13 protein-coding genes, 1 tRNA gene and 1 pseudogene are annotated in these 19,750 nt (G+C 72.0%); 10 read left to right on the top strand and 5 right to left on the bottom strand.

Translation table 11 applies throughout. The features are described 5' to 3' along the window. Window positions 1-29 precede the first annotated feature (29 nt). The 3 genes from VH969_RS28980 to mug form a co-directional block, all read right to left on the bottom strand. Window positions 30-944: a PLP-dependent cysteine synthase family protein gene (locus VH969_RS28980; protein ID WP_331979968.1), complete on the bottom strand. Its 915-nt coding sequence runs from the start codon at window positions 942-944 to the stop codon at window positions 30-32. Between the two features lie 96 nt (window positions 945-1,040). Beyond that, window positions 1,041-1,871 carry an EamA family transporter gene (locus VH969_RS28975; protein WP_331979966.1) on the bottom strand — a complete coding sequence of 277 codons (831 nt, stop codon included), beginning with the start codon at window positions 1,869-1,871 and terminating at the stop codon, window positions 1,041-1,043. A gap of 4 nt (window positions 1,872-1,875) precedes the next feature. Continuing rightward, complete coding sequence (gene mug, locus VH969_RS28970; RefSeq protein WP_331979964.1) at window positions 1,876-2,445, bottom strand: G/U mismatch-specific DNA glycosylase; 570 nt, start codon at window positions 2,443-2,445, stop codon at window positions 1,876-1,878. 170 nt (window positions 2,446-2,615) lie between these two features. Between mug and VH969_RS28965 the strand changes: the two genes are divergently transcribed. The 4 genes from VH969_RS28965 (at window position 2,616) to VH969_RS28950 (ending at window position 7,409) form a co-directional block, all read left to right on the top strand. Beyond that, window positions 2,616-4,001, top strand: coding sequence for an SDR family NAD(P)-dependent oxidoreductase (locus VH969_RS28965; RefSeq protein ID WP_331979962.1), 1,386 nt, complete (start codon window positions 2,616-2,618; stop codon window positions 3,999-4,001). A 71-nt stretch (window positions 4,002-4,072) separates the two neighbouring features. Further along, a complete protein-coding gene (locus tag VH969_RS28960) occupies window positions 4,073-5,209 on the top strand; it encodes an MFS transporter (protein ID WP_331979960.1) in 1,137 nt (378 codons plus the stop codon). Window positions 5,210-5,280: 71 nt separating this feature from the next. Then, window positions 5,281-5,952, top strand: coding sequence for an HAD family hydrolase (locus tag VH969_RS28955; protein WP_331979958.1), 672 nt, complete (start codon window positions 5,281-5,283; stop codon window positions 5,950-5,952). Continuing rightward, window positions 5,949-7,409, top strand: coding sequence for an alpha,alpha-trehalose-phosphate synthase (UDP-forming) (locus VH969_RS28950; protein WP_331979956.1), 1,461 nt, complete (start codon window positions 5,949-5,951; stop codon window positions 7,407-7,409). Before VH969_RS28955 ends, VH969_RS28950 begins: the two co-directional genes overlap by 4 nt. Before the next feature lie 32 nt (window positions 7,410-7,441). Here the strand turns inward: VH969_RS28950 and VH969_RS28945 are convergent. Then, window positions 7,442-7,514 (bottom strand) — tRNA-Arg (locus tag VH969_RS28945). 112 nt (window positions 7,515-7,626) lie between these two features. Next, the gene (locus VH969_RS28940; RefSeq protein ID WP_331979954.1) at window positions 7,627-8,703 is read right to left on the bottom strand and encodes a LacI family DNA-binding transcriptional regulator; all 1,077 of its coding nucleotides are present in this window, start codon (window positions 8,701-8,703) and stop codon (window positions 7,627-7,629) included. Between the two features lie 100 nt (window positions 8,704-8,803). Between VH969_RS28940 and VH969_RS28935 the strand changes: the two genes are divergently transcribed. The 6 genes and pseudogenes from VH969_RS28935 to VH969_RS28910 all read left to right on the top strand — a co-directional run. Next, window positions 8,804-10,006, top strand: a complete 1,203-nt coding sequence (locus tag VH969_RS28935) for an MFS transporter (protein ID WP_331979952.1) — start codon at window positions 8,804-8,806, stop codon at window positions 10,004-10,006. Between the two features lie 13 nt (window positions 10,007-10,019). After that, complete coding sequence (locus VH969_RS28930; protein WP_331979950.1) at window positions 10,020-12,014, top strand: bifunctional copper resistance protein CopD/cytochrome c oxidase assembly protein; 1,995 nt, start codon at window positions 10,020-10,022, stop codon at window positions 12,012-12,014. 191 nt (window positions 12,015-12,205) lie between these two features. Next, window positions 12,206-12,622, top strand: a complete 417-nt coding sequence (locus tag VH969_RS28925; RefSeq protein ID WP_331979948.1) for a single-stranded DNA-binding protein — start codon at window positions 12,206-12,208, stop codon at window positions 12,620-12,622. A gap of 122 nt (window positions 12,623-12,744) precedes the next feature. Continuing rightward, window positions 12,745-14,421, top strand: a complete 1,677-nt coding sequence (ettA, locus tag VH969_RS28920) for an energy-dependent translational throttle protein EttA (protein ID WP_331979946.1) — start codon at window positions 12,745-12,747, stop codon at window positions 14,419-14,421. A gap of 17 nt (window positions 14,422-14,438) precedes the next feature. Beyond that, window positions 14,439-18,923 (top strand): hypothetical protein, encoded by a 4,485-nt coding sequence (locus VH969_RS28915; protein WP_331979944.1) that lies wholly within the window; start codon window positions 14,439-14,441, stop codon window positions 18,921-18,923. A 122-nt stretch (window positions 18,924-19,045) separates the two neighbouring features. Next, window positions 19,046-19,750, top strand: a pseudogene (locus VH969_RS28910) (NAD-glutamate dehydrogenase); the annotation flags it as partial.

Raw genomic sequence — 19,750 nt, 5'->3', positions numbered from 1 at the left:
GCGACATTTCACCACGGCCCACCGACAGTTCAGGACTGGTACAGCTCGCCGCTGAGGTACTTCAGGCCGCTGTCGACCTGGATCGTCACCACGCGGTGGCCGGGACCGAGGCGTTCCGCGAGCCGCAGCGCGGCGACGAGGTTCACGCCGGTCGACGGTCCGGAGAAGACGCCCTCGGCGCGGGCGGCGCGGCGGGCCATCTCGAAGCCCTCGGCCTCGGGGATGGCCATGACCTCGTCGAAGTCGTCCGGGTGCAGCTGCGGCGGCCAGTAGCCCACGCCGCCCCCCTCGACGTGGTGCGTGCCGGGCGGCCCGCCGGAGAGGACCGCGGACTCGGCGGGCTCGAGCGCGACCCGGTGCAGCGCCGGCAGCTTCTCGCGCAGCGCCCTGGTGGTGCCGAGGAAGCAGCCGGCCGTGCCGATGTAGGCGCAGAACGCGTCGATCCCCGGCAGCTGTTCGAGCAGCTCCTCGCCGAGGCGGTGGTAGCCGTCGAGCATGTCGGCGTTGTTGAACTGGTCGGTCTGGAACGCGCCGGTCTCGCGGGCGATCTCGCCGGCGCGGCGGACCATCGACGGGATGAGGTCGGGCGTGATGCCACCCCGGCTGCGCAGGAGCTCGACGTCGGCGCCGAAGGCCCGCATCGTGCGGATCTTCTCCTCCGCGAACGCGTCCGAGGACACGATCCGCAGCGGGTGGCCCTTGACGGCGCAGACGAAGGCGAGCGAGGACCCGGTGCTGCCGCCGGTGTACTCGACGACGGGCTGGCCGGGCAGGAGGCGGCCGTCCCGCTCGGCGCCCTCGATCATGGCGAGGGCCATCCGGTCCTTGTAGGAGCCGGTCGGGTTCGCGCTCTCGAGCTTGACCCAGACTTCGGCGCTGCCCGGGGCGGGGAGGCTGTCCAGGCGGACGAGGGGCGTGCCGCCGATGGCGTCTGTCCCGCTCACGACGCCACCTCGCGGGCTCGGTGCCGCCGCCCGCGGTCGCCCCGTGTCGAATGATCAGCTCCGCAAGCTCCGCTCATCGATCGAGCATATGGCCGTTCAGGCCACGGCCAGGACCGCGACTCCGGTGAGGCATCCCGCGATTCCGATCTGTTGCCACGCGGCGACACGCTCGTGGAGGAGGATGCGGGCCAGCCCGATCGTGACGACCGAGTGCAGCGCGGCCAGCACGGCGACGACCCCGAGGTAGCCGACCGTGGTGGCGGCCGCGTACATGGCGTCGCCGGCGGTCATGAGCACGCCGGTGACCACGAGCACCGGCAGGTCGGTCCGCCGGATCGCCGGCCCGCTCCGCGCTGCCGCCATGGCCGTCCCGATCGCGGCGAGGGCCGTCAGCCGGGCGACCAGCAGGGCCCACAACAGCCCGCCCTCGCTGGCCGCGTCCATCGCCACGAAGAACACCCCGAACCCGATCGCCGCCGCGATCCCGTACGCGATGCTGGGCCCCACCCGCCCCGCGGAGCCGCGCGCTCGGGACGCGAACGCGATCCCCGCGACGATCAGCACCAGCCCCGTGCTCTGCGCCGGCCCGGGCACCTCCCCGAGCACGAGACCCGCGACGAGCGGCACGGCCGGCGCGGCGGCCGCGATCGGTGCCACGAGGCTCATCCGCCCGACCGCGAGCCCGCGGTAGAGCGCGGCGGCCCCGGCCAGCTCGGCGAGTCCCGCCCCGGCCCCGGCCACGACGTACGAGACGTCCGGCGGCCCGGCCGCGCGCCCGGCCACCGCGACCACCAGCAACACCACGGACGTCGACTGCGTCGCCAGCAGCACGGTCAGCAGCGGGAGGGACCGGCTCTGCCAGCCGCCGAGGAAGTCGCTCGCGCCCCACGCCAGGCTCGCCCCGAGCGCGAGCAGCATCGCGAGCATGTCCTCACCCCTCCGGCGTGGGTCCCTCCTGCTGTAACGCCATCCGGAGCCGCAGAAATTCGTCCGCGAGCGCGGGTAGCTGATAGTGCGCGTTGAGCCCCGAAGGGTTGGGCAACACCCACGCCCGCGCGGTCCCGATGCGGTCCCGTTGCTCGCCGACGACGGCGGCCGCCCGCCCGAAGCCGGCCCGGTAGGCGGTGACCCCGAGCACCGCCACCACCCGCGGCCGGTACTCCGTGGCGACGCGCGCGAGCCGCCGCGCCCCGTCCCGCAGCTCCTCGGCCGAGAGCTCGTCCGCCCGAGCCGACGCCCGCGTGACGACGTTGGTGATCCCGAGCCCGTGGTCGAGCAGCTCGTCCTGCTCGTCGGGCCGCAGCTGCCGGGGCGTGAAACCGCTGCGGTGCAGCGCCGGCCAGAACCGGTTGCCGGGCCGGGCGAAGTGGCGGCCGGTGGCCGCGGAGTACAGCCCGGGGTTGATGCCGCAGAACAGGACGTCCAGCCCGGACCGGATCACGTCCGGGACGGTCAGCTCGCGAGCAGCCGCCAACTCGGCTTCGGAAGGCCTGCGGTTCACGAGATCAGGCTACGAGCGTGTCAGGAATCGGTCCGTGCCGTCGTCGCTCCGCGGATCTCGGCATATGCGTGTTCCGCATCGTGAGAGAAGCATACCGAACCATGGGACCGTGACAATCGCATCTGTTCGTTGAAGCTGGCCAAAGATCGGCGGGAGATGTGGTCGCGAACATGCCTGACAATTCCACGGCGATCCTCGCGCAAATCAGACAGACCGCGCCGCCTGGGCCGGGCCTGGACGAGTCGGCACTGCCCAGGCTGCGGGAGCTGTCCGCGGCACTAGTCGCCGCGTCCGGCGAAAGCGTGGCCGAGTTTCGTCGCTACCTGTCGGTGACCGAGCGCGGTATCGACGTGCCCGACCAGCGCGCGCGGGCGCACCTCGCCGGCCGCACGATCCTGGTCACCGGCGCTTCCGGATGCATCGGAACGGCGTTGCTGCAACAGCTCGACCGGTACGGGCCCGGCCGTCTCGTCGCACTGGACCTCGACGAGCCGAAGGTCCCGGTCGCCGCGTACCACCAGGTCGACGTCCGGGACCGGGAGGCGGTGGCGGACGCGGTCGCCGAGATCAAGCCGGACCTGGTGTTCCACACGGCGGCGCAGCGCGACCCGAGCCTGGCCGAACGTGCCGTGCACCGGACGGTCACGACGAACGTGTTCGGCACGCGCAACGTGGTCGACGCGTGCGTGCAGGCGAGCGTCGAGCAGCTCGTCCTCGCCTCGACCGGCAAGGCGCTGCGGCCGTACACGCCCGATGTGTACGCCGCCAGCAAGCGAGCCGCCGAGCTGATCGTGGCGGACGCCGCGACGCGGGGCGTGCTTCGCGCCTCCGCCGCCAGGTTCACCCACGTGGTCGACAACTCGATCGTCCTGAACCGGCTCCGCGCCTGGTGCCGGCGGGGCGAGGTGGTTCGGCTGCACTCCGCCGACGACCGGTTCTACGTTCAGTCCGCACGGGAGTCCGCGCAGCTCCTGCTGGTCGGTGCGGTCACGTCGGCGGAGGGTGGCCTCGGGCTGCACGCGATCCGGAACCTGGACTGGCCGGTCTCGGTGCTGGAGATCGCCCTGGGGATGATGGCCGAGCAGGGGGTGGCCCCGCTGCACATCGCCGGCTACGACCCCGGCTACGAGGAGCAGGCTTTCCCCGGCCTGTACGACCCGGCGTTCGCCGGCGACGTCAGCCCGTTGATCAACTCGTTCGAGGCGCCCAGGGTGCAGGCCTGTGCCTCGCCGGACGTCGACCTCGTGGTCAACCCGGTCAACCTGTCGGAGGACGCGAACCGGCGCCTCGACGAGTTGGCGGCGCTGTGCGCGACCGAGTACGACCCGGAGGTCGTGCGGGCCGAGTTCGACCTGCTGTCCCGGACACTGCTCGAGGTCACGCTGGCCAACGTGCCGCCGGAGACCCTGCGCCGGGTCGTCGAGCTGACAAGGCCGCACGTGCAGCGCATGAACGCGACCAACACGTACATCCACCACCGGGTGCGCATGCGGGCGGGTCGTCTCGCCCGGCCGGGGTTCGCCGCGGTCCAGACCCGGAACGCAGCCGCCCGGTGACCGACGTCGCTGGAACGGGATTGCGCCGGGAATCCGCCGGCGGGTTGCCGCCGCTGTACCACCGTCGCCTGGTGGTGTTGTGCGTCAGCCAGGCGGTGGGGTCGATCGGGCTGGCGGCGGGAGCCGTGGCCGGACCGCTGCTCGCCGAGTCCGTCACCGGCTCCGCGGCCTACGGTCCGCTTCCCCTGGGCCTGCTGGTCGTCGGTGCCGCGCTGTCCGCACCGCTGGCGACCGGGTCGATGCACCGGGTGGGCCGGGCCAGGGGACTCGCCGTCTGTCACTTCGTGGCGGCGGCCGGCGCGGCCGTCGTCGTGCTGGGCGGCGCATGGCACCTGGTCCCGCTGCTGTTCGGCAGCCTGCTGCTCGGGGTCGGGAACACCGGCGTGATGCTGGGCCGCTATGCCGCGGCGGACCTGGTCCCTCCGGAACGCCGTGCCGAGGCGATGGGTGTGGCCATGGCCGCGGTGACCGTGGGCGCCGTGGCCGGTCCGGCGCTGCTGGGCCCGGCCGGCTGGCTGGCCGAACGGTTCGGCCTGCCCGCGGCGCTCGGGCTGTTCGTGCTGGCCCTGGTGATGTTCCCGGCGACGGGAGTGATCGGCCTGCTGGCCGACCGCCGTGGCGCGGGCAGGTTACCGGCGACTGCGGCGCGGCCCGTGGCGACGGTGAGCTGGCGCGCACGGGTGTCTCCGTTGCTGGTGCTCGCCGCGACCAACCTGACCATGGTGTCGGTGATGGGCGCGATGCCGAACCACCTGCGACACCACGACTGGGACCTGAGCGGGGCGGGCCTGGTCATCGGCATGCACGTGGCCGCGATGTTCGGCCCCTCGCCGCTGACCGGCCGGCTGATCCGGCGCCTCGGCTACCGCCGGGTCTCGTTGTGCGGCGCGGTGCTGCTGGTGGCCGCGATGGCGGTCGGCGTCCTCCGGGCCGGTGACGGGGACGTGGTGCTGCTCCTGCTTCTCGGGCTGGGGTGGAACCTTCAGCTGCTCGGCGGCACCGCGTGGCTGATCGACGTCACGCCGGACGAGCTGCGGCATCGGGCGGAGGGAGTGGGAGAGGTGGTGATGGGGATGGCCGCCGCGACCGGCACCCTGGTCGTCGCCGGCCCGCTGCTCGCCATCGGCAGTCTTCCCGTGCTGTGCCTGGCCTTCGTGGCCCTCAACGTCGCCGCCACCGCGGCGTTCGCGACGGCCGGGCGCCGATGAGCCAGCCACGGCCCGGTGCGCACACATCCGATGCGGCGTTTCGCGCAGCGGAGCCCCGTTCGGTCCGGGCGGTGCTGTTCGACTTCTCCGGCACCCTGTTCGACCCCACCTCCGTGCTCACCGGCGCGCGGCTGGTCGAACGCTGCGCCATGCGGGGCATTCGGCTGGCCACGGCCGCGGCGGCCGCGCTTCTCGTCGCGATCCAGTCCGTTGTGGACTCCGCGGACGGGCGGTCGGCTCTGCGCGGCGCGGACCGCGACTCCGGCACCCACCGCGCGCGGTGGACCGCCCTCGCGGAGTCGGTGCCCGGGGTGAGTCCGGCGATCGCGGCGGCGTTCTACGACTGCGTCACCGACGTGCGCGCCTGGCGTCCTTACACCGACACGGCGGCCACGCTCGGCGCGTTGCGGCGATCGGGGGTTCCGGTCGCGGTGGTGAGCAACACCGGCTGGGACATCAGTGGTTCCTTCCGCGAGGCCGGCCTCGCCGGACTGGTGGACGCGTTCGTCCTCTCCTGCGATCTCGGCATCGAGAAGCCCGACCCGCTGCTGTTCGAGACCGCCTGCCAGAAGCTGGGCGTGCCGCCATCGGAAGCGGTCATGGTCGGCGACGATCCGGTCCGGGACGGCGGCGCGTCGGCGGCCGGTATCCCGGTTTACGTGCTGCCCCACAACCGGGCCGGCAACAGGTCCCGGGGCCTGTCCGCCGTGCTGCGACTGCTCGGCGTGGAAGTACCGGCATGACCGTCACCGCCGGGCCGGCACCGCTGGTCATCGCCTCGAACCGGGGTCCGGTCGAGCTGTGCGTGGACGAGGCCGGCCGGGTGGTGGCGAACCGCGGCGGCGGTGGCCTGATCGGTGTCCTCGGGCCGGCGCTGGCCAGCCGGAACGGAACATGGATCGCGTCGGCGCTCACCGAGGAGGACCGGCGCGCGGCGCGGCAGCGGGAGACCGGGGCGGTCGTCGAGCTGCCGGAAGGTTCGGTCCGGCTGCGACTGCTGGATCTAGACCGGCAGGACTATGACGGTTACTACCGCGACATTTCCAACGGGCTGCTGTGGTTCCTGCACCACCACATGCTCGACCCCACGCGTGAGCCGGCCATCGACGCGGGTGTGCGCGAAAGCTGGCGGGCATACCGCCGGATCAACGCGCGGTTCGCGAGCGCGTGCGCGCGGGAGCTCGCGCTGTCCGGGCAGGCCCTGCTCCAGGACTACCACCTGTCGCTGGCGCCGCGGCAGCTGCGCGCGTTGCGGCCGGATGCCGGGATCGCGCACTTCACCATGATCCCGTGGGCGGACCCGGCGAATCTCCGCGCGCTGCCGGCGGACCTGGCCACCGAGCTGCTCGACGGCATGCTCGGCGCCGACCTGCTCGGCTTCCTCGTGCCTCGCTGGGCGAACGCGTTCGTCGAGACCTGTGCGGTCGCCGGGTACCCGGTGGATCGGGGCCGCGGCACGGTCATCGACCGCGACGGCCGACGGGTCAAGATCCGCTGCTTTCCGGTCGGCGTCGATCCCGACCGGCTGCGCCACGTGGCCGCCGGCGCGGCGGCCGAGGCGTACCGCCGGGAGCTGCGCCGGCTGGTCGGTGATCGCCGGCTGGTCGTGCGCGTCGACCGGATGGAACCATCCAAGAACCTGCTCCGCGGGCTGGACGGGTTCGCCGAGCTCATCGCCCGCGAGCCCGCCCGGCGCGAACGGGTGGTGCACTACGTCCTCGCCTACTCCTCGCGCCAGGACGTGCCGGCCTACCAGGCCTACGACCGCGAGGTTCGCCGGCGCGTCGACCTGATCAACGAACGGTTCGGGACGCCGACCTGGCAACCCGTCGTGCTCGAGACCCGCAACGACTTCGCGCGCGGCCTCGCCGCCCTGACGCTGGCCGACGTCCTGGTCGTCAACGCGATGCGGGACGGCATGAACCTCGTGGCCAAGGAGGGCCCCGTGGTCAGCCGCCGGGACCTCGCGCTGGTGCTGTCCACCGAGGTGGGCGCGGCCGACGAGCTCGCGGACGCCGCGATCATGGTGCACCCCTTCGACGTCACCGCCCTGGCGGACGGCATCGCGGCCGGGCTGGACATGCCGCGGGCAGAGCGGGCGGAGCGGCTGGCCCGGCTCCGCAAGGCCGCCGGCGCGATGCCGCCACGCCAATGGCTGGACCAGGCCGTGCACGAGTCTGCTGATCGCCGGACGGGATAGGTTCGGGAACGTACCCCAGTGCGATCAACACGCGCCCCCGGCAGGACTCGAACCTGCGACCCAGAGCTTAGAAGGCTCCTGCTCTGTCCGCTGAGCTACGAGGGCATAGGCGGGCCGCGCCTGCCGGTCGGCAGGATGCTGCCCTTGGGTCTGATCGTTCGAAACCGCGTGGTCGTTTCCGAATCGGCCCAGATTTCGGGGTGTGATTTGGGTCGGCTCAGCGCCGGGCGGGGCCCGTCGAGCCGCGAACCTGCAGGTCAACCCCGATCGTGACCGGTCTTACCGGTCTCGCTCCCTCGAGCATCCGCAGCGCCAGCTCGCCGGCCTGTCTGCCCTTCTCGACGAGGTCCTGCCGCACCGTGGTGAGGTTGGCCCAGGACGCTGCCGGAGTGTCATCGAACCCCACGATCGACACCTCCCCGGGCACCGCCAGCCCCAGCTCCTCCGCCGCTCGCAGCGCGCCGAGGGCGAGCTCGTCGGACATGCACAGCACCGCGGTCGGCCTCGGCCGTAGCCCGAACAGCCACCTGGCGCCCTCCCTGCCCAACTCCCGGACACTGCCCGGCGCCTCCCAGAGCGGCACCTCATCGGTGACGATACCCTGTTCAGCCAGCCCTTTCAGGTATCCGGAGATCCTGTCGAGGCTCACGCGAAAGTGGCCCGCCGAGATCCGCGAGGGCCCAGCCGGCCCGCGATGCCCGTCCGCGCTCAGGCTGAAGCCGAGCATCGCCACCCGCCGGTGCCCCAGCGACGCCACGTGCCGCGCGGCCAGCAGCGCCCCGCCGAAGTCGTCGACCTGGACCCGCGCCGAGCCGGCCAGCACCGGCTGGTCCACGACCACCAGCGGCAGGTTCCGCTCGCCGACCGCCGCCAGCGCGGGCGCGTCGTCGGGCAGCGAGTACGACACCACGACGTCGGTCTGCGCCCGCATCACGTTCTCCGCCCGCGGGCCGGCGTCGCCCACGCCCGGGAGCAGCAACAACGCCCGGTCCGGGCTGTCGACCGTCGACGCCAGGCTGTCCAGCATGATGCACAGCGCCGGGTCCGAGAACGCCGACGAGAGCCCGTCGCACAGCATGATCGCGACCGAGCCCGCCCGCTTGGTGGCGAGCGACCGCGCGACCGGGTCCGGTCCGGCGTACCCCAGCTCCTTGGCCGTCTTGATGATCCGCTCGCGCAGCCCCGCGGACAGCTGGTCCGGCCGGTTGTACGCGTTCGACACCGTCGCCCTCGACACCCCGACCTCGCGGGCGATCGTGTCGAGGGTGGGTCGGCGCACCCGGTCCGGACTCACCGGTCAAGCCTAATTCGTGCACAGAAGTAAATACCTGGCGATCACTGAAGCGCTTCAGTTAGGCTCGTTCGGGAAGGGGACACGGGAGGAGGGGACCGGGGTGCTCGCCGCGCGGTTGTCGGTGTTCATCATCTTCGCGCTCAACGGCACGGTGATCGGGTCGTGGGCACCGCGCATGCCCACCGTCGCCGACCAGATCGACGCCAGTCCGGGCGAGCTCGGCCTCGCGCTGCTGGGCGCCAGCGTCGGCATGATCGCGGCGGCCTCGCTGGCCGGCCGCTGGTGCGCCCGCTTCGGTGCCCGCGCGATCGTGCTCACGTCCGCGCTGGCCACGGCGGTCGTCCTGCCGCTCATGGCAATCGTCAGCTCACCCCTCCAGCTCGGGTTCGCGCTGATCTTCCTCGGCGCGGTCGTCGGCACGCTCGACGTCGCGATGAACATCGCCGCGGTCACCGTCGTGCGGCGCACGGAGCGGCCGATCATGCCGGTCTTCCACGCCGGGTTCAGCTTCGGCGCGCTCGGCGGCTCGGTCGGCGCCGCGTTCGCCGCCGGGCACGGCATCGGGCTCTTCGGGCACTTCCTCGCCATGTCGATCCTCACGGTCGTGGTGACGCTCGCGGTGATCCGGTTCGTGCCGCGCGAGGAGCCGGCCGCCGACCCGGCGGCGCACGGCTCGACCGACCGCCGCATGCTGCGCCGGCCGGTGCTGTGGCTGCTCGGCGCGATCGCGTTGTGCTCGGCCATCGTCGAGGGCGGCAGCGGCGACTGGTCCGCCCTGTTCGCGGTCCGCGAGCGGGGCATGGGCGAGGCGGCCGCCGCGGTCACGTTCTCGGTCTTCTGCCTCGCGATGGCCTTTGTCCGGCTGTTCGGTGAGCAGGCCGAGCGCCGGTGGGGCGCGGACCGGATGCTGGTCGGCGGCTCGCTCGTCGCGGGCGCCGGCCTGCTGGTCACGGCGAGCGTGCCGAGCGGCGCGCTCGCGTTCGTCGGCTTCGGTCTCGCGGGCGGCGGCCTGGCGTTCGCTTTCCCCGTCGCCTTGAACATGGCTGGCGCGGTCGGCCGGCGCGCGGACGGGACCGGCGGCGAGCGGGAGATCGGCTTCGTCACCACGGTCGCCTACAGCGGCTTCCTGGTCGGACCACCCATGCTCGGCGGAATCGCCCAGGTCACGAACCTGGCGGTGGCCGTCGGCTTCGCCGGCTTCGTCGCCCTGTTGATCGCCCCGGTGGCGCTCGCCGCGGCCCGGGCCCGAAGGCGCGAGGAGAACTCGGAACCTGCGCGGGTACCGGCCCTGAATCGGCGGTGACTACGCTCGACCCGTGTCCGTCGACAGCGCGCCCAAACCGGCCACCCCTGCCGCCAAGACCGGCACGACGGCAGGCGTCCTGCCGCTGATCGTCATCGGTCTGCTGCTCGCGGTGCTGACCGCGGTCGCACTGCTCACGCTCACCGCGGGCGACTCCGGCATAGTCAACCTCTACGGCCTGACCGTCACGCGCGTCCTCGCGGAGATCGGCAGCGTGCTGACCGTGGGCTCGCTGCTGTTCGCGGCCTTCATGGTGGCGCCGAAGAGGTCCGGAGAGCTCGAGGTCGGCGCGTACGCGGCGTTGCGTACGGCGTCCTGGGCGGCTGTCCTGTGGAGCCTGTCGGCACTCGTGTCGGTCGCGTTCAACGAGGCAGACGCGATCAACAAGCCGGTATCCGAGATCATCCGCTCGGACCTGCTGATCACCCTGTTCAAGGACCTCGAGCAGGCCAAGGCGTGGCTGCTGACCGCGATCGTCGCGGGCGTGGTCGCGCTGGCCTGCCGGTTCGTCGTGTCCTGGGGTTGGACCGCGACGCTGTTCGCGCTGGCGCTGTTCGGGATCGTGCCCGTCGCGGTGACCGGGCACTCGTCGGCTGGCGGGCAGCACGATCTCGCCACGAACAGCCTGCTGTTCCACCTGGTCGCGGCTTCGCTCTGGGTCGGTGGGCTGGTGGCGCTGCTCGTGTTCGGCCGGCGCGTGACGACCGGGCCGGCGCTGAAGCTGGCGGCCACCCGCTTCTCCGCGACCGCGCTGGTCTGCTGGGTGACCATGGCCGTGTCCGGCGTGCTCAACGCGTGGGTGCGGTTACCCGTCGCCGACCTGTTCACGACCTCCTACGGCCTGCTCGTGGTCGCCAAGATCGGTGCGCTGCTGGTGCTCGGCGGGTTCGGCTACCTGCAGCGCAAGAAGGGTGTGCGGGCGATCGTCGAGGGCGGCACGAGCGGCGCGCTGGTGCGCCTCGCCGCGGTCGAGGTCCTCGTGATGTGCCTGACCATCGGCATCGCGTCCGCGCTCTCGCGCACTCCACCGCCGGGCCTCGGCCAGGTTCCCGAGACCGTCGAGCTGTACCTCGGCTACACGCTCCCCGGCCCGCCCACGCTGTTCCGGCTGCTGACCGCGTGGCGGTTCGACATCATCTTCGGCACGTTCGCGGTCGTCCTCGCGGTGCTCTACCTGCTGGGCGTGCGCCGGCTGCGCGCCCGCGGCGACACCTGGCCGGTCGGCCGGACCGTCGCCTGGCTGCTCGGCTGCCTCACGATCATCATCGCCACGTCGTCAGGGTTCGGCCGGTACGCGCCGGGCATGTTCAGCATCCACATGGAAACCCACATGATGCTGTCCATGCTGGCGCCGGTGTTCCTGGTGCTCGGCGGTGCGGTGACGCTGGCGCTGCGCGCGCTGCCGGTCGCCGGCAAGGACAACCCGCCCGGGCCGCGCGAGTGGCTGCTCGCGGCCGTCCGGTCCCCGGTGTCCCGTGTACTCACCCATCCGGTGGTCGCACTGGTGCTCTTCGTCGGGTCCTTCTACGTGCTGTACTTCTCCGGGCTGTTCGACGCCGCCCTGGACAAGCACTGGGCCCACCTTCTGATGAACCTGCACTTCCTGCTCGTGGGTTACATCTTCTACTGGCCGGTGATCGGCATCGACCCGTCGCCGCGGCGGCTGCCGCATCTCGCGCGGCTCGGCATGGTGTTCGCGTCGCTGCCTTTCCACGCGTTCTTCGGCGTGATCCTCATGAGCATGACCACGGTCATCGGGGAGCGCTTCTACCAGGGGCTCGGTCTCGGGTGGACAGGCGACCTGCTCGCCGACCAGCAGCTCGGCGGCGGCATCGCCTGGGCGGCGGGGGAGCTGCCGCTGGTGGTCGTGCTGATCGCGCTTCTCGTCCAGTGGGCCCGCGCCGACGAGCGGGAGGGCAAGCGCCAGGACCGCAAGGCCGACGCCGATGGAGACGCCGACCGCGAGGCCTACAACGCCATGCTCCGCAAGCTTTCGGAGCGCTCGTAGCGGCCGCGCGTCACTACCACCGCCCGCCGACATTTCCTTCTCTCGCAACCTTTCCGGCACCTGGTTGTCCACAACGCGCCGGTTGTCCACAGCTCGCCGGCTCGCCGCCCCACACATCGCCCCGCCCCGGCACTGTGGAACACGACAACGGCGCCCGGCGCGCCGCGGCGACGAGCGAGAGGAACAGCGAGATGTTCGAGACGAACCTGACCGTGGCCGGCAAGGTGGTCACCGAGATCACCCGGCACACCTTCCCCAACGGCGACCGCAAGACCAGCTTCCGGCTGATGGCGCGCGAGCGCCGCTTCGACCGTGACACGCAGGACTGGGTCGACGGAGACAAGGTCTTCCTGCAGGTCAACTGCTGGCGCCGGCTCGCCGAAGGGGTGGCGGTGTCGCTCGTGAAGGGCGACAGCGTGGTCGTCACCGGCCGGTTCTACGTCCGCGAGTACTTCACCGACAGTGGCGAGCGCCGCAGCAGCAACGAGCTCGACGCGCGCTCGGTCGGCCCCGACCTGGCGTGGTGCACGGTCTCGGTCGAGCGACCGCCCGCGCTCGCCCCGGCGAGTATCGGCACTCCACCCGAGGAGGTGGTCGCCGCCGCCTGAGGAGGCGGGACCCCTTGCGGGGCGGGTATACCCTCTGGTGACGGCGATCCCGGGGTGATCGTCAGCTTCGTTGTGCCACGCCGCGGTCAGGTCCGAGTCCGGACCTCTCTACGATCGCGTTCATGGCCGAGTTCATCTACACCATGAAGAAGGTGCGCAAGGCGCACGGGGACAAGGTCATCCTCGACGACGTGACCATCATGTTCTACCCCGGAGCAAAGATCGGGGTAGTGGGTCCCAATGGCGCCGGTAAGTCCAGCGTGCTCAGGATCATGGCCGGATTGGACCAGCCCAACAACGGCGAGGCTTACCTGTCCCCCGGGTACAGCGTCGGCATCCTCCAGCAGGAGCCCCCGCTCAACGAAGACAAGACCGTCCTCGGCAACGTCGAGGAGGGAGTCGGCGAGATCAAGCAGAAGCTCGACCGCTTCAACGAGATCGCCGAGAAGATGGCGACCGACTACTCCGACGAGCTCATGGAGGAGATGGGAAAGCTTCAGGAGGATCTCGACCACGCGGATGCCTGGGACCTCGACTCCCAGCTGGAGCAGGCGATGGACGCGCTGCGGTGCCCGCCACCGGACGCGGACGTCAAGGTTCTCTCCGGTGGTGAGCGCCGCCGGGTGGCGCTGTGCAAGCTGCTGCTGTCGAAGCCCGACCTGCTGTTGCTGGACGAGCCCACCAACCACCTCGACGCGGAGAGCGTCCTGTGGCTGGAGCAGCACCTCGCGCAGTACGCGGGTGCCGTCCTGGCGGTGACCCACGACCGGTACTTCCTCGACAACCTGTCGCAGTGGATCCTCGAGCTGGACCGCGGCCGCGCCCACCCCTACGAGGGCAACTACTCGACCTACCTGGAGAAAAAGGCCGAGCGGCTCGCCGTGCAGGGCAAGAAGGACCAGAAGCTGCAGAAGCGGCTGAAGGACGAGCTCGCCTGGGTGCGGTCCAACGCCAAGGCGCGGCAGACCAAGTCCAGGGCACGTCTCGAGCGGTACGAGGAGATGGCCGCGGAGGCCGAGCGGACCCGCAAGCTCGACTTCGAGGAGATCCAGATCCCGCCGGGGCCGCGGCTGGGCAACGTGGTGGTCGACGTCGAGAACCTGCGCAAGGGTTTCGGCGACCGCGTGTTGATCGACGGGCTGTCGTTCAGCCTGCCGCGCAACGGCATCATCGGCGTGATCGGACCGAACGGCGTCGGCAAGACCACGCTGTTCAAGACCATCGTCGGCCTCGAGAAGCCCGACTCGGGCGAGGTCAGGGTCGGCGACACCGTGAAGCTGTCGTACGTCGACCAGGAACGGGCCGGCATCGACCCGAAGAAGAACGTCTGGGAGGTGGTTTCGGAGGGGCTCGACTACATCCACGTCGGTCAGGTCGAGATGCCCTCCCGCGCCTACGTCAGCGCGTTCGGCTTCAAGGGCGCCGACCAGCAGAAGCCGGCTGGCGTGCTGTCCGGCGGTGAGCGCAACCGGCTGAACCTGGCGATGACCCTCAAGCAGGGCGGCAACCTGATCCTGCTCGACGAGCCGACGAACGACCTCGACGTCGAGACCCTGGGGTCGCTCGAGAACGCGTTGGAGCAGTTCCCGGGCTGCGCCGTGGTCATTTCTCACGACAGGTGGTTCCTTGATCGCGTCGCTACCCATATCCTCGCGTGGGAAGGCACCGACGAGAATCCCGCCAAGTGGTTCTGGTTCGAGGGCAACTTCGAGGGCTACGAGAAGAACAAGATCGAACGTCTTGGTGAGGAAGCCGCACGTCCACACCGGGTGACCTACCGCAAGCTGACCCGGGACTAGGTTGGGGGCTCCGAGTAGTGGCGGCCTGGAACGACGCACCTGCGGCAGGCGGGCTCGGCGAGTGTGCCGCGCTCGTCCGCTCGGCTGAGGCACTGCGCTTCAGCGCGCCGGAACTGGCCGTCCAGCTGGCTCGGCGGGCCCTCGAGGTCGGCGCGGAGTCGGCGAAGACGGCCGACGTCGGTCAGGCCAAGTCGCTGTCGATGCGTGCCCAGGCGGTGCTCGCCGCCGGCCTCGCCCGGATGAGCCACTACTCGGACGCCGTCGAGCCGGGGTTCGCGGCACTGGCGCTCGCGGAGAGCGAGGGCGTCACCGACGTGGCCGTCGCGGTGCGGCTCGACCTCGCCACCTGCTCGCGCGAGGTCGGCGAGCCGTTGCTGGGCTGCGCGCTGCTGCGGCCGGTGCTGGAGGCGACGCAGCCGGACCCGTCGGTGCGAGCGATCGCGCTGGGCCGGCTCGTCGGCTGCATCGCGCACGTCGGTCGGCGCGACGACCTCGAGGACGCGCTCGCGGAGGCCGACCGCGTCCTGTCGGCCGACGACGGGCTCGGCCCGGACGCTCGGCGGATGGAGCGTGCGCGGCTGTCGGTGCGTGCCGCCGCGTACTACCGCTGGTACGGCGACACCGAGGACGCGGCCGAGGCCGCCCGGGAAGGCCTGACGCAGCTGAACCGGCTGCGCGGGCTGCGGGCGGAGACGGCACGGCTGCGCGCACAGCTCGTGCTGGAGCTGGCGTGCGCGCTGCTGGACGATGGCTCGCTCGCGGAGGCGGCGTCGGTTTCCGAGGCGGTGCTGGCCGAGCCGGTGCGCGCCACGTCCGCGGCGGCGGTCGGCCGGCTGATGCTGGCGGTGTCCACGCGCGTGCACCTGCCGTCGGGTCGGGTGGAGCGTGGTCGCGGCCTGCTGGACCAGGCGGTGTGGGTCGCGGACCGGCACGGTCTGGACGACCTGCTGGCGGACGCGCTGACGGCCGTGTCCCAACTGGACGAGAAGGCCGGCCGCACGGCGGAGGCGCTGGAGTCGCTGCACGCCGCCCGGGCCGCGGAGCAACGTCGTCTGCGCGGGATGTCCCTGGCTGCCCGCAGGCTGCTGACCGAGACCAACCCCGCGAAGTGGAACGTCCGCACGGTCAACGCCTTGCTGCGCAAGGTGATCCGCGGCGCGCCGGCCCCCCAGGCCGCAACGGGCGCCACCCCGGCCCACGACGACTGGCGCATCGCTGCCCAGCGGGTGACCCAGCCCAGGCAACAAGCCACGCAGTCCCGCGCGGTACCTGCTCTGCCGTCGATGGGACAGTCCACAGAAGACCGAGCCTGGCCGACCGAGCAGCCCACGACCACCCAGCCCGCCGACCGGCCAACACCGCCCGCCGAAACGGACACAACGACCGTCCTGGACTCTCCCCGATTTGGCCGACCCCCGGCCGCCACCCAACCGGCGAGCACCCCGCTCGACGATCACCTGGCCGCGCCGCCCAGCAGCGCCCACCCGAAGGCCGACCTGTCCAGTGAGCGCAGGCCCGCGACCCACGCCGGCGACCGCCAAGCGGGCGACCCGATCAGCGAGCGCGCGCCCGCGGGCCACACCGGCGACCGCCAAGCGGGCGACCCGATCAGCGAGCGCACGCCCGCGGGCCACGCCGGCGACCGACCGGCAAACCCCCCGCTCGGCGAACATGCACCCGCTGCACAACCCGGCAACCGGCCCGCCGGTGACCCGACCGGCGAGCGCACCGCTGCCGCCCACGGCGACCACTCGGCAGGCGCCGGGATCAGCGAGCGCCCAGCCGCGGCGCACGCCGGTGACCGGCTGACAGGTGATCCATCTGGCGAGCGTCCGACCGTTCCCCAAACGAGCGATCGGTTACCCGGCGATCCGACTGGCGAGCACACGCCAGCGACGCGGGCCGGCGACCGACCGGCGGGCGACCCATTCGGCGAGCGCCCGACCGTTCCCCAAACCAGCGGCTGGCCCCTCGGTGATCCCACCGGCGAGCGCGCGGTTGCGGCCCACGCCGGCGACCGACCGGCGGCCGGCTCGGTCGGTGAGCGAACGGCCGTCACTCCTGTCGGCGATTGGTCGCTCGGCGACCCGACCGGCGAGCGCGCGGCGGCCTTTGGTGGCGACCGGGCAGCGAGTGGTTCGGCCGGTGAGCGGACGGCTGCCCCTGGCGGCAGCCCGTCCGCGGGCGACTTGGTTGGCGGGCAGTCCGCCGCCACGCGAGCAGGCGAGCCGCCCGCTGCGGCACTGTCCGGTGAGCAAGCGGGTGCGGCGGCTGATGAGCGGCCGGTCGTTCCCTCGTGGTCGGCAAGCGAACTCGCTGCTTTGTGGCCCGGTGGGCAGGCTTCGAAAGGGGCGGCGACGCCGGTCGGCGAGCAGGCCGCCGCACGGGCCGACAAAGAAGAGGCGGGCGTGAGGTCCGGTGCGGCTGCGGCGGAGCCGGACCTCGATGCGGCGACCGGGTTGCTCAGCAAGGAAGGTCTGATCCGGCGGCTGAGTGCCGTCCGCAACGGCGATCGGCCGGTGGCGTTGACCCTTGTCCGGTTGGAAGGGCAGCCCGGACCGGGGCGTTTCGCCCCGGGCACCCGCCCGGCTGCGGCGGCCGAGTTCGAGCTGAGCGAGCTCGCCGGCCGGGTTCGCACGATCGCACCGGACAACGCGGAGCTCGCGCGTTCGGACGGCATGGAGCTCGCGGTCCTGCTGCCGCGCACGACGCGCGACCAGGCGGAGAAGTTCGCCGCCGAGGTCGAGTCCGCGTGGCTGCGGGACGCCAACGGCCAGAACATCAGCACGGGCGTGGTCCAGTCGAACCCCGAGGCGACCACCGTCGACGCCCACGCCCTCATCAACGAAGCCCGGCACGTGCTCGCACCGAGCGTGGCCGAGGCCGAGCGCGTGCCGCCGTCCGTGCCGCGGACAGTGGAGGATCTCGCGAAAGTCGACGACGACGCGGGTGACACCCTGCGCATCGGCCGGGAGATCATCCGGTCGCTGAGCATCTCCGAAGGCAGCGGGGGCAAGCGCCGCGCCGCCGACGCCCCACCCGCCGACGTGCGGGCCGACACCGCGGCCTCCGACGAGCCGGGCGGCACGGCTAGGGAAGCCCAGCTTTCGCCGACGTACGAGCAGACAAGGGCCGACCTGGTCCGGATGATGTCCGCGTTGAACACCGAGACCAACAAGGAGTCGACTCCGCCTCCCGCCCCGGCGAGCCCGACCGAGGACACCACGCGGAACGGCACCACGCTGCCGCGTCAGTCGATCCCGACCCCACCCGACCCGGACGAGATCCCCGAGCCGCAACCCCGCCCGGACGTTCCCGAGCCTGAAGAGCCGCAGCCGATCCCACCGGCCCCGCCCGAGCCTGGCCCCGACTCCCCGGGCGACCCCGGCCCGTTGCGACCGCCCAGCGCCGCCGATCCCGACAGCGCAGCCCCAGCAGGGAGCGCCGCGTCGGCCGAGCGGGGATCCCCGATGCGACTGCCGAGCAGCGAACTCAGTGCAGCCGACCGTTCTGGTGGCACCCCGGCGAGCGAACGGAAGTCACCGACCTCCCTGCCGAACGACGAGCCAGACCGAGCCGCCGGCGCCGATGTGGACGGGCGCGGATCGCTGTCCAGTGCCGAGCGAGGTCGTGCGGACGGCATCGAGCGTGGTCCCGTGACGTCGCAGCTGAACGACGGACGAGGTTCGGCCGGCGGTGCCGATGTCGGTGAGCGGAGGTCGCTGTTCGCCGACGACCGAGCCAGGTTCGACGGCTCCGATGTGCGCGGTCGTCGGTCCATGAGGTCGCTGTTCAGCGCCGACCGGGACCGCGCCGATGGCACCGACGCGGGCGAACCTGGTCCGCTGACGTCGCTGCCGAACGATGAGCGACGTTGGTCCGGCGGCGGCGATGCGGGTGGGCGCGACTCGTTGAGGTCCGGTGACGAGGGCAGTGCGGCTCTCCCGGACCGTGCCGGAAACGCAGCGGCGGAGGAGCGGCTGCACAACAGCGACCCTGCGGGGCCGGTCCAGGCCGGCGGGATGTGGCCGCGCAGCGCCGAGTCGGATACGTCCGGCGGCAGCGACGCATCCACCGTGCGGGACACGACCAACTCGCTGCCCAGACGCGAGCGTCGCCGGGCCGGCGAGTCGTCGCGCCTGGGCGGCGAGCGCGACGGCCGGCCACGCGCGGGGCGGCTCGCGGACGCCTTCCGGGAGGAGCCGGCCGGCAGGACCGAAAACGGGCCGAGGGATCTCGGAGCAGCGTTCGGCTCGCGGAACGCGAAGACCGGCGAGCCGGGCAAACCGAGCGGCCGGACCACCGAGCGGCGCGCGGAACGGTCCTCCGGATCGACCACCATCGCCGGGTTGCTGGCCGAGGCGCTCGCCGCGTACCAGGAGAGTCCGGAGGAGCTCGAGCCGCCTGCCAAGAAGGAGCAGGCGCCGGACAACGACTTCGACCGGCTCTTCGACTGGCGTTACCAGTCGCCGGCCTCGGGCAGGCACCGATCACCCGAATGAGGCCGCCAACGGGTCGTTACCCTTGGCACGACTCAGGATGCCCACGTACGGGATTCGTGATCAGATTAGGGTGTGTCCTGCATGTGGCACACCGATGTGCCGCCAATCGTGGAGTCGTGTAGATGACCTCGACCGGAACCCGCACGGGCTCTTTCGCCGGCCACAAGCCTGGCAGCCACGACGGGCAGGACAGCCCGGAGCAGACTCGAGACGACCTCATCGAGCTTGCCGCCGCGGCTGATGACCAACTAGCCGACCTGATCCGCCTCTACTACCGCTACATCCCGCCCGAGGAGATCATCGACCACGAGCCGGTCGATCTCGTGGGCACCGTCCGCTCGCACCGCCGGCTCGCGGAGCAGCGCGTACCGGGCCGCCCCGCGGTCCGCGTCTTCAACCCCGACGAGAACAACGACGGCTGGTCCACCGCCGGCACGATCGTGCAGATCGTCACCGACGACATGCCCTACCTCGTCGAGTCCGTCTCCGCCGAGCTCGTGCGCAGCGGGCTGCAGGTCCACCGGGTCGTGCACCCGATCGTCGTCGTGAGCCGGGACGTCGCCGGCTCCCTCCGCGACATCCTGACCAGCGCGGTGGCCGACGACCCGCCGCAGGACGCGCTCGCGGAAAGCTGGATGTCGGTGGAGGTGGACCTGATCACCGACGCCGACCGCAGCCGCGAGATCGAGTCCGGCCTGCAGCACGTGCTCAACGACGTCCGCGAGGTCGTCGAGGACACCGCCAAGATGGCCGGCACCGCCCGCGCGCTCGCCGACCAGCTCGAAGCCGGCCCGCAGGTCGACGAGGCCCAGGCCCTCGAGGGCGCC

The organism is Actinophytocola sp., assembly GCF_036555685.1.
Lineage (GTDB): Bacteria > Actinomycetota > Actinomycetes > Mycobacteriales > Pseudonocardiaceae > Actinophytocola.
This window is presented reverse-complemented; position numbering and strand designations above follow the sequence as displayed.

What these genes read in the sequence shown, in the direction of transcription:
- VH969_RS28925 (WP_331979948.1), top strand. Translation starts at nt 12,206, where the DNA reads ATGTTCGAGACGAACCTGACCGTGGCCGGCAAGGTGGTCACCGAGATC.
- VH969_RS28950 (WP_331979956.1), top strand. Translation starts at nt 5,949, where the DNA reads ATGACCGTCACCGCCGGGCCGGCACCGCTGGTCATCGCCTCGAACCGG.
- VH969_RS28975 (WP_331979966.1), bottom strand. Translation starts at nt 1,871, where the DNA reads ATGCTCGCGATGCTGCTCGCGCTCGGGGCGAGCCTGGCGTGGGGCGCG.
- ettA (WP_331979946.1), top strand. Translation starts at nt 12,745, where the DNA reads ATGGCCGAGTTCATCTACACCATGAAGAAGGTGCGCAAGGCGCACGGG.
- VH969_RS28965 (WP_331979962.1), top strand. Translation starts at nt 2,616, where the DNA reads ATGCCTGACAATTCCACGGCGATCCTCGCGCAAATCAGACAGACCGCG.